At 56.2% G+C, this 3,817-nt stretch carries 3 protein-coding genes and 2 pseudogenes; 1 reads left to right on the top strand and 4 read right to left on the bottom strand.

Translation table 11 applies throughout. The annotated features are described in order from the left end of the window. Window positions 1–293 (top strand): annotated as a pseudogene (intI1, locus tag K5R89_RS26660) (class 1 integron integrase IntI1); the annotation flags it as partial. Between the two features lie 260 nt (window positions 294–553). Here intI1 and K5R89_RS26655 read toward each other — a convergent pair. The 4 genes and pseudogenes from K5R89_RS26655 to K5R89_RS26640 form a co-directional block, all read right to left on the bottom strand. Further along, window positions 554–1,390: an APH(6)-I family aminoglycoside O-phosphotransferase gene (locus K5R89_RS26655; RefSeq protein WP_000480959.1), complete on the bottom strand. Its 837-nt coding sequence runs from the start codon at window positions 1,388–1,390 to the stop codon at window positions 554–556. Beyond that, window positions 1,390–2,193 carry an aminoglycoside O-phosphotransferase APH(3'')-Ib gene (gene aph(3'')-Ib, locus K5R89_RS26650; RefSeq protein WP_025464697.1) on the bottom strand — a complete coding sequence of 268 codons (804 nt, stop codon included), beginning with the start codon at window positions 2,191–2,193 and terminating at the stop codon, window positions 1,390–1,392. The genes K5R89_RS26655 and aph(3'')-Ib overlap by 1 nt, the downstream gene beginning before the upstream one ends. A gap of 35 nt (window positions 2,194–2,228) precedes the next feature. Beyond that, window positions 2,229–3,014, bottom strand: a pseudogene (locus K5R89_RS26645) (AadA family aminoglycoside 3''-O-nucleotidyltransferase); the annotation flags it as partial. A 57-nt stretch (window positions 3,015–3,071) separates the two neighbouring features. Continuing rightward, complete coding sequence (locus tag K5R89_RS26640) at window positions 3,072–3,680, bottom strand: HAD family hydrolase (RefSeq protein WP_000050382.1); 609 nt, start codon at window positions 3,678–3,680, stop codon at window positions 3,072–3,074. Window positions 3,681–3,817 lie beyond the last annotated feature (137 nt).

The raw sequence follows: 3,817 nt of genomic DNA, 5'->3' as shown, positions 1-3,817 counted from the left end.
ATCCACGGAGCGGTGTCGTGCGTCGCCATCACATGTATGACCAGACCTTTCAGCGCGCCTTCAAACGTGCCGTAGAACAAGCAGGCATCACGAAGCCCGCCACACCGCACACCCTCCGCCACTCGTTCGCGACGGCCTTGCTCCGCAGCGGTTACGACATTCGAACCGTGCAGGATCTGCTCGGCCATTCCGACGTCTCTACGACGATGATTTACACGCATGTGCTGAAAGTTGGCGGTGCCGGAGTGCGCTCACCGCTTGATGCGCTGCCGCCCCTCACTAGTGAGAGGTAGGGCAGCGCAAGTCAATCCTGGCGGATTCACTACCCCTGCGCGAAGGCCATCGGTGCCGCATCGAACGGCCGGTTGCGGAAAGTCCTCCCTGCGTCCGCTGATGGCCGGCAGCAGCCCGTCGTTGCCTGATGGATCCAACCCCTCCGCTGCTATAGGGGTCGTTTGCGGGAGGGGGCGAAATCCTACGCTAAGGCTTTGGCCAACGATATTCTCCGGTAAGATTGATGTGTTCCCAGGGGATAGGAGAAGTCGCTTGATATCTAGTATGACGTCTGTCGCACGTGCTTGATTGCGGCCGCGATAGCTAGATCGCGTTGCTCCTCTTCTCCATCCGCGTTCCAAGCCGCGGAAAGACACCCGTAAGCGTACGCCTGGTCGAGCAGCCGACGCGGATCGACGTCCAGCGCACGAGAGAATGCGTCCGCCATCTGTGCAATGCGTCTAGGATCGAGACAAAGGTCGTCTCTGTCAGCCGGATCGTAGAACATATTGGCGGCGCCAAAGCCCACTTCACCGACCAGACCGACTGGATCTATCACCAGCCAGCCGCGACTGGAGAACATGATATTTTCATGATGCAGATCGCCATGTAGCCCACGCAGTTCCGAGGCATTGCTCATCATTTGATCGGCTATAATCGCCGCGTGGACGTAGTCAGTTTGACGACCTGCGTTTTGATCGTCACGCGCCCGCTGAAACAAAGCTGCAAAGCGCTCCCGGATCGGGAGAAGAGCAGAAGGCAGGGGTTCCTCAGATGCGGCATACAGCTTCGCCATCAGTTCCGCTGCAATTTCGGTCGCCTGGTAGTCGCCGTGCTCGGCAACGATGTGAGAGAGCATTCGCTCCCCGGCATATTCGAGCAACATCAGATTGTTCTCACGACCGAGCAACCGGACTGCTCCCCTCCCACTGCGCCATACCAGATAGTCGGCCCCGCGCAGTTCATCAGCAATGTCTTCTATAGGTTTCAATCCTTTGACGATTGCAGGAGTCCCGTCTGGCAAAAAAACTTTCCAAACGAGGCTGGAAAAGGTGTCCGCAATGAGAACAGGTTGGGAAACGTGCCAATGAGCAGGAAAAACAGGCGGCATGAACATCAACCCCAAGTAAGAGGGTCCAATCGCAGATAGAAGGCAAGGCGTTCGCGGTCGGGGGCTTCGATCCCCAATACATTGAATAGGACAGCGAAGGCGCGCTCTGCTTCATCTGGCGCTGCCCAGTTCTCTTCGGCGTTAGCAATCATGAGTGCCAAATCGGCATAGCGATCTGCTGTTCCGAGCCGCCCAAGGTCGATCAGACCCGTACATTGAAGAGTTCTAGGGTCTACCATGAAGTTCGGCATGCAGGGATCACCATGGCAAACAACCATATCGGTGCGCTCTTGGTCGAGCCGCACCGGTAGCTCTCGTTCGACACGAGCCAAAAGATCGAGCTGCGGCGTACTCTTGTCCTCGTCAGGTAAGAAGTCGGGATTGACGGCATTGCGGGACACCACATCAACGGCGCGTCCGATCATTCGCGACAGCCTGCGCTCAAACGGACATTGATCAACCGATAGGCTGTGAACAGCCCCAAGTTGCTGCCCCATTGACGGCCACGCTTTGAGCAAATCTGCTCCAGACAGATCCGCCGCCGGTACTCCCGGAATTGCCGTTATCACTAGGCATGCGCCCTCCTGTTCCTCCTGCCAGTTGATTACCTCGGGGCAAGCCACACCTCGACCTTTGAGCCAAATGAGGCGGTCACGCTCTCCAGCGAGCTCACCGCGACGGGAAGCAGGTGCGATTTTCGCGAAGGCATGCCCGTCACCACGTCGAAAAACAAAATCACCGGATTCTCCGCCTCTGACAGGCAACCAGTCAGAATGCGATTCACCCAAAAAAATATAAGTCCGATTCAATGGAGGTTCCTTCAGTTTGCTGTTAGACATCATTTACCAACTGACTTGATGATCTCGCCTTTCACAAAGCGAATAAATTCTTCCAAGTGATCTGCGCGTGAGGCCAAGTGATCTTCTTTTTGTCCCAGATAAGCTTGCTTAGCTTCAAGTAAGACGGGCTGATACTGGGCAGGTAGGCGTTTTATTGCCCAGTCGGCAGCGACATCCTTCGGCGCGATTTTGCCGGTTATTGCGCTGTACCAAATGCGGGACAACGTAAGCACTACATTTCGCTCATCGCCGGCCCAGTCGGGCTGCGAGTTCCATAGCTTCAAGGTTTCCCTCAGCGCCTCGAATAGATCCTGTTCAGGAACCGGGTCAAAGAATTCCTCCGCTGCCGGACCTACCAAGGCAACGCTATGTTCTCTTGCTTTTGTAAGCAGGATAGCTAGATCAATGTCGATCATGGCTGGCTCGAAGATACCCGCAAGAATGTCATTGCGCTGCCATTCTCCAAATTGCAGCTCGCGCTTAGCCGGATAACGCCACGGGATGATGTCGTCATGCACGACAAGGGTGACTTCTATAGCGCGGAGCGTCTCGCTCTCGCCAGGGAAAGCCGAAGCCTCCATAAGGTCATTGAGCAATGCTCGCCGCGTCGTTTCATCAAGCTTTACGGCCACAGTAACCAACAAATCAATATCGCTGTATGGCTTCAGGCCGCCATCCACTGCGGAGCCGTACAAATGCACGGCCAGCAACGTTGATTCCAGATGGCGCTCAATGACGCTTAGCACCTCTGATAGTTGGTTCGAAATTTCGATGGTCACCGCTACCCTCATGATGTCTAACACCAGAATTAAGCCGCGCCGCGAAGCGGCGTCGGCTTGAATGACTTGTTAGCGCCCACCTGCGACGCCAACCTCTTGCCACTGATAGTACTGCTTAGTAGCAATGGCCAGCATATCCAGGTCCTCCGGCGTGTCTCCGTACGCGTAGATGGTCGGATATGTCGCCAGGTCGTAGCGCTCACGGACCAAGCGAGCCTTCTCCGTCAAGACGCACTGCCGCCCTTCATAGCGGCCCGTTAGGATTCCGTCCGACTGTTGCAAGGAAGAACAGATGAGCTCAACGCCGTGCGAGTCGCACCACGGCTCCAAGTAAGCCTCAAGTCCGCCGGAAACAACGACAACCTTGTGCCCCTGCGCTTTGTGCCATGCGATGCGCTGCATTGCCTCGCCGCGGAGGGTATTGGGCAGGTAGCTCTGAGCGAAGTCACGACCTTGGGCCTCCAGGACCGAGGCCGGGATGCCGCTGTAAGCGAAGCGAACGATGACGCGACGGATCAGGGTGCCAGACAAGATCCCAATCTTATACCCAAGCACGAGCGGCGCCAGAAGCAGTTGTCCCACAAGCAGTCGACGTCGGCTCACGGACCGCCGCACAAAATCCGGCATCGTCTCGCGAGTGGTAATTGTGCCATCGAAGTCAAAGAGTGCGAGAGACATGCGTTGTGGGCGCTAACGCCTTGCTCACCGGAAAATTGCGAGCGCAGCGAGTAATTTTTCCGGTGCAGCAACTTGTTGTACGGTGCAACCGATAGCTATGACGTTTGCCCCTTAATCGCCTGGATAATCCTCGGCCA

Origin of the sequence: Klebsiella sp. TF21-TM, assembly GCF_019753495.1 — a bacterium.
In the GTDB taxonomy this organism is placed as follows: Bacteria; Pseudomonadota; Gammaproteobacteria; order Enterobacterales; family Enterobacteriaceae; genus Klebsiella; species Klebsiella quasipneumoniae.
Note: the sequence above shows the minus strand (reverse complement) of the source record. Positions and strands in the feature narration are given on the sequence as shown.